The organism is Methylobacterium sp. J-026, from assembly GCF_022829585.1.
GTDB lineage: Bacteria > Pseudomonadota > Alphaproteobacteria > Rhizobiales > Beijerinckiaceae > Methylobacterium.
In genome coordinates, this window is sequence record NZ_JAKSYC010000310.1 from 1 (window position 1) to 5261 (window position 5261).

Genomic DNA, 5261 nt, shown 5'->3' on the forward strand with positions numbered 1-5261 from the left:
CCGCGCGGTTAGGCCGGCGGGGCTTCGTTGCAGCAACTGCGAATGATGCAGTGTCTCAGCGCCGCGACCCTCGCCTCTGGACCCAGGTCATCGAGGGCCGCCGCATACGATGGCGCCGCATCATCCGCACTGGGGCAACCATGCTGGACGTCGCCGAAATGCCGGTGACAGGTCCGGCGGGCACAGCAGCTGCCGGCAGAGAGAGAATGGCTAGGCCGGCTGCAGCGAGCGACGCGAGTGCTAAGATGCGCATGGAGTTTCTCCGGGCCTCAGCGCAGGAGGTGCGCATCAGACCGAGAGGAAGCGTTGGCGCATCCCATTGGTTCAACTGCTCCCGTCCGCCTTCGCCATCTGCCGCCCGTCGTCTTGCATGGGATCGAGGATGAGGTTGGTGAACGGATCTGATGTCAGCGACGCGGGTGGGGCGTCATTTGAATAGGGGTAGTGCTCTGGAGCACACCGCGAAATGACGTCTGGTGATTAACCACATCTCGCACCTGCAGCGCCGATGGGACTATGCGGCGGAGGTGCTGGAGGGTCTCTATCATGTTGACTCGCATCGTCGTCAGCCTCGCCGCCCCCGTCTTCCTCATCGCCTGCTGGGCTGCTCCGTCCTTGGCACAGCCGGCCGCCAATGGCGGGCCGAAACTACTCATCCACGGCAACTACTGCGGCCCGGGCAACAATGCTCCGCTGCCGCCAATCGACGCTCTCGATGCGGCATGCGCCCGACACGACGCCTGCACGCCGGATGTCGGTCTGCCTTCGAAGGCATGCAATCTCCGGCTTGAGCGTGACGCAGAGGCAGTCGCCCGCGATCCGCACCAGCCGGACGATGTCCGCGCCTTGGCTGGCTTCGTAGCCTCTTTCGCGGCATCCAATCCGTCCAGCGGGACTTTGACGGTACTCCCCGCGAGATTAGCTCGTTGATGCACTGGCGTTTCAGCCTCCGTCCGCCTGCGGCCATCGTCAAAGAAAATGCCCCGCGCGGCGGTGCCGGCGGGGCTGAAGGTCGGTCTGGGAGGACTAGGTGACGCCAAGCAAGCGGCGGGCCAGCTATGGCGGATTCTAAGGAGCGATCCGGGTGGGAAACCTCAGTCCGCCTGCCGCATCTGCGCTCCGTTCCGCTGGTCAAACGATCGGACGCCGGTTGTTCCGCCAAGATGCCACCGACGCGCTGCGGGCCTCGAAGGCTTAGCGTAGTGCGTGCCGGGTTCGCCTTGGCGCTCCGCATTAAAGCCGTGGAATTAAAGCCGTGGAGTAGAACCGCTCCGGGGCCGAACGTGCGTTGCATCTCCGCGCGCCAGATTCGGTCTGTGATAGCGAGGGCGCTCTCGTCTGGGTAGGCGGCGTGATCCATAGAGGGCCTCTTTGGCTCCCCTTTCCGCAGCACCAACGCTGCCAGATGTGCCAAGCTTTATTCTGACACCCTGCCGAAGCCGGGGTGGCCGAGCGGGAACTTGGCTCAGGCGCTACTCAAGCAAGCAGACCGCGATGCGCGCTATGCCCGTGCAGCCAAGCCCGAGCGTAATCGCACAGAGGAACGATCCGCTCGCCCCGTGACCGGACGTGGGCCGCTACGCTTTCCATGAGCCGATCAGCCGCCCCCATGCCGCGCAGGACCGGTGGCGCATAGATGTAGGTGATGACGATCTGGCCGGGCTCGCGACTGTAGCTTGCGAACGCAATCTGGTCGCCGACATGCAGTTCGAACCGGCTCTGCTCGGGGTTGTCGCGCATCGTATCTGTGATGCCGCCTTCAGGCATCGCTCGGCCTCGATCAAGGGACACGTCATGCACGAGGGCCTTCGGATCCGAGGCTACGATGCATCGGTGCGGCCCCCCAAGGGTCACTTGGGAAGCCCAATGGTTGAATTCGAGGTAGGGCTGCTGATGCGGGCCGGATCCCGTGAGGACGTGGTTCGGCCCTGTGCCGTTCGGCATTCGAGCCGGAGCGACGGATGCGATGTAGCGCGTGGTCGTGACGACGGGACGGTGGCGAGTGCTGAGCAACCAGGGAGCGAACGCCTTCAAGGGGTACTCAAGGAGCAGGTTTTTATAAGGGGGCAGCTAAGTCAGGAGCATGCCGATGGTAATCCGTGTTGAGGTGTGGGGCGAGACGATCGCCCTCACCGTGCATTGACAATCAAAATCGATCTGGATCGTTTATGGCGAATACAGGGGGGAAACGCTACGAAGGCAAAAGCAGAAGTGCCAGCACAGCGGCTACCATTTGGCGCGAACAGGCCCGCTACTTCTCGGGTCAACTAGGGCTGCGCCTCGGCCGGCAGTGAGTTTCTACCTACGCCCGCCACGATCCGCTGCTGGGCTGCACTAACTTGTCGCCGCTCAGCCGCCAGTCGGCTTGGGGGGCGCCTCCGGGGCGGCGCCCGGCCGGACGCGGTCGAGGAGCTGCCCAGCGGGCTCAAACCACCCCGTGGGCGTCGGCCGAAATCTTGCAGTGGCGCAAGCCTTTGCCTCTGGGCGATGGATTGCGAGAACGTCATGAGAGTATCGATCCCGACCGCCTTCATCCTCGGCCTGCTGACAGCCGGTGCCGCGCAGGCGGCCGAGGTCAAACTTGGTATCGCCGCGCCGATCACTGGGCCCAATGCGGCCATCGGTGCACAGTTCAAGAACGGTGCGAGCCAAGCTGCCGAGGACATCAGCAAGGGTGGCACGATCAAGGGCACAACCTTCTCTGTTTCAGTGGGCGACGATGCTTCCGATCCGAAGCAGGGCGTGTCGGTGGCCAACAAGTTCGCCAGCGACGGCGTTAAGATGGTCGTCGGCGACAACAGCTCCGGCGTCTCGATCCCGGCCTCCGACGTCTATCTCGACGCCGGCATCATCCAGGTCACACCGTCCTCCACGAACGTGAAGTTCACCGAGCGCGGCATGTGGAACACGTTCCGCACCTGCGGCCGCGACGACCAGCAGGGCGCGGTGGCCGGCGCATATCTGGCCGATCACTTCAAGGGCAAAAAGATCGCCTTCGTCCACGACAAGACCCCCTACGGCAAGGGCCTGGCCGACGAGACCCTGAAGGCGCTCAAGGCCAAGGCCGGCAGGGACGTGATGTACGAGGGTATCAACCCGGGCGAGAAGGATTATTCCGCGCTCGTCTCCAAGTTGAAGTCGGCCGACATCGATATCGTCTATTACGGCGGCTACTACACCGAGGCTGGGCTGATCCTGCGCCAGATGCGCGACCAGGGCCTGAAAGCGCCGATGATGGGCGGCGACGGCATGGTCGACAAGGAACTCGTCGCCATCGCTGGGCCGGCTGCCGAGGGCACGCTGACCACCTTCCCGCCGGACGCCCGCAAGAACCCGAACGCCAAGGCTGCGGTAGCTGCGTTCAAGGCCAAGGGCATCGATCCCGAGGGCTACACCCTCTACTCCTATGCGGCCGTGCAGGTGCTGGCAAAGGCTATAGCCGAGACTGGCTCCAGCGACGGCAAGAAGCTCGCCGAGTGGCTGCACCAGGGCAAGCCGGTGGACACTGTCGTGGGCAAGATCAGCTACGATAAGAAGGGTGACATCACGCAGCCTGCCTACATCATGTACGAGTGGAAGAAGAGGCCGGACGGCAAAATCGACTACACCGACCACGAGCTGACGCAGTGAACCTCGAACCTCGCATCAGTACTCAGTGACGTGTCGCGTCTATACTTCTCCGTGGAAGGTTCTGGGCTAGCGAGGCACAGATCACCATTTTGACTATCGCCTTGCCCGGCGCTGCCTGATCGCGAGAGCATCAGTATGGGATCATTCCCACGGGGCAGGGGCGCCGCGGCACATGGCGGCGTAGTCCTCGGCGAGTTCGGGCAGGGCCGCGGTCGCCCAGTACGCCACGGCACGGGGATCAGGCTCACCCGGCTGGTGCAGCGTCGCCTCATACCGGCGGGCGGCATCGGCAGTCTGCTCAGGGGTCAACCGGACGGGCGTCGTCCTGCAGGCAGCCTCAAGCCGGGCGAGGCGTCTAGCGAGATCGCGGGAACTCATCGCGGTCTGCCTCCACTTCTTCGACCGTGGTCCCGTAGAACGCGAACGCGGCCCGCACACAGGCGGGCGAGTAGTCGAACCGGATCAGCTGGTTCGGGCCATAGAAGGCGTCCGAGGTCTTGTGCTGATAGTCCTTGAACGGGGGCGCCCCGCCGAGGATGCCGGCCCAGGTCCGGGACAACAGGTGGTCGTAGGCCGTTTCCCCGCAGGATCCGGGAGGCGCATACCGCTCGACCAGGCGGGGCCAGAGCGTCGCCATCTGATCTTGGATGGCTTCGGGGGCCGTCGCGGTGGTAGCATCGGCCTCGGCGAGGTCGTTGTAGCCCAAGAGGCGGGCGAGCCCGTCGTTCAGGGTGTCGGCCTCGCTGTTCGGGTAGTCGATGAAGCGCTGGACCGCGTCGCACAGCAAATGCTCATAGAGCCCGGGCGGCATGGCGTAACCGTCGCTCCGCGCCGTGGCCCGCCGCTGTTCAAGGCGGGCGACCCGCTCGGCGAGGCACGGGCTCATGCGTGCAGCCGCGGGCTATCGAGTGTGAAAGTGAACCACTCGCTGCCCTTCGGCCACCGCCCAGCCGCCGGAGCCGCTGCGCGATCCTCTTCCGTGAGCAGGGCATGGGACAGATCCCGGATCGGATCCCCATCAGCCGCCAGATGGGCGCCGAGGTTCATCACGAAGACCTGGTCCTCGGGGTGGATGGCGTGGCCGCGCTCTCGCAGGAAGGTGACGATGTCGCCGGTTGGGGTCCCCTGCGAGGCTTCAACCTGGAACGTGAGATGCTTGCCGGTCGAGGGCGGGACAGCCGCCGCCTCCAGCCGCGCTATCCGATCGATCAACCCCGCCATTGCCGCTTCCCTCCCGTCGATGCCTGCTCTGCGGCTTGCTCCAGTGCGGCAAGCCGGGTGGCGACGTCCCGGACCTCGACGGCTTTCACATGAGCGTCGACCAGCTTGGACAGCTCCGCGGCTTCGCTCGGCGTGATCTCGCCGTCTGCTACCCCCTGCATCAGTGCGCGGGTCGCCTTGGTCAGGTCGGCCGCGGTCTCGATCTCCGGCAGGGTGAAGGTGATGGTCCGATCCTTCCGGACGGGCATCAACCTATCAAGGCACATCCTCAGCGCGACCGTGTCGCCCTCCAGAGCCATCTCGATCGCCTTGCGGGTCAGGGCCTCGCTCTCGCCGTCGAGGATCGTCTCCAGGGCCTCGGTCGACCGGTTGCGGGCACCCTTCGGACGACCGCCGGGGTTGCCGCTCTG

At 64.9% G+C, this 5261-nt stretch carries 7 protein-coding genes; 2 read left to right on the plus strand and 5 right to left on the minus strand.

All coding sequences use genetic code 11. The features are described 5' to 3' along the window. The first annotated feature begins 546 nt into the window (after nucleotides 1-546). On the plus strand, nucleotides 547-930 hold the full coding sequence (locus tag MKK69_RS26170; RefSeq protein WP_243972804.1) for a hypothetical protein: 384 nt from the start codon (nucleotides 547-549) through the stop codon (nucleotides 928-930). 546 nt (nucleotides 931-1476) lie between these two features. Here MKK69_RS26170 and MKK69_RS26175 read toward each other — a convergent pair. Beyond that, nucleotides 1477-1767: a GNAT family N-acetyltransferase gene (locus tag MKK69_RS26175; protein WP_243972806.1), complete on the minus strand. Its 291-nt coding sequence runs from the start codon at nucleotides 1765-1767 to the stop codon at nucleotides 1477-1479. Nucleotides 1768-2505: 738 nt separating this feature from the next. Here MKK69_RS26175 and MKK69_RS26180 point away from each other — a divergent pair. Continuing rightward, on the plus strand, nucleotides 2506-3630 hold the full coding sequence (locus MKK69_RS26180; RefSeq protein WP_243972808.1) for a branched-chain amino acid ABC transporter substrate-binding protein: 1125 nt from the start codon (nucleotides 2506-2508) through the stop codon (nucleotides 3628-3630). Nucleotides 3631-3771: 141 nt separating this feature from the next. Here MKK69_RS26180 and MKK69_RS26185 read toward each other — a convergent pair whose 3' ends face one another. From MKK69_RS26185 to MKK69_RS26200, 4 genes are all read right to left on the minus strand, one after another. Further along, nucleotides 3772-4008 carry a hypothetical protein gene (locus MKK69_RS26185; protein WP_243972810.1) on the minus strand — a complete coding sequence of 79 codons (237 nt, stop codon included), beginning with the start codon at nucleotides 4006-4008 and terminating at the stop codon, nucleotides 3772-3774. Further along, entirely contained in the window at nucleotides 3986-4516 is a 531-nt protein-coding gene (locus MKK69_RS26190) for a hypothetical protein (protein WP_243972813.1), read from the minus strand. The genes MKK69_RS26185 and MKK69_RS26190 overlap by 23 nt, the downstream gene beginning before the upstream one ends. After that, complete coding sequence (locus MKK69_RS26195) at nucleotides 4513-4851, minus strand: hypothetical protein (protein ID WP_243972814.1); 339 nt, start codon at nucleotides 4849-4851, stop codon at nucleotides 4513-4515. Before MKK69_RS26195 ends, MKK69_RS26190 begins: the two co-directional genes overlap by 4 nt. Continuing rightward, nucleotides 4839-5261 (minus strand): DUF5681 domain-containing protein (locus MKK69_RS26200; protein WP_243972816.1); only part of this gene is annotated, 423 nt, incomplete at its 5' end. The genes MKK69_RS26195 and MKK69_RS26200, both read right to left, overlap by 13 nt.

Excerpts from the sequence above, each read along its gene's own strand:
- MKK69_RS26195 (WP_243972814.1), bottom strand. The coding sequence starts at position 4,851 with ATGGCGGGGTTGATCGATCGGATAGCGCGGCTGGAGGCGGCGGCTGTC.
- MKK69_RS26180 (WP_243972808.1), top strand. The coding sequence starts at position 2,506 with ATGAGAGTATCGATCCCGACCGCCTTCATCCTCGGCCTGCTGACAGCC.
- MKK69_RS26170 (WP_243972804.1), top strand. The coding sequence starts at position 547 with ATGTTGACTCGCATCGTCGTCAGCCTCGCCGCCCCCGTCTTCCTCATC.
- MKK69_RS26185 (WP_243972810.1), bottom strand. The coding sequence starts at position 4,008 with ATGAGTTCCCGCGATCTCGCTAGACGCCTCGCCCGGCTTGAGGCTGCC.
- MKK69_RS26175 (WP_243972806.1), bottom strand. The coding sequence starts at position 1,767 with ATGCCTGAAGGCGGCATCACAGATACGATGCGCGACAACCCCGAGCAG.
- MKK69_RS26190 (WP_243972813.1), bottom strand. The coding sequence starts at position 4,516 with ATGAGCCCGTGCCTCGCCGAGCGGGTCGCCCGCCTTGAACAGCGGCGG.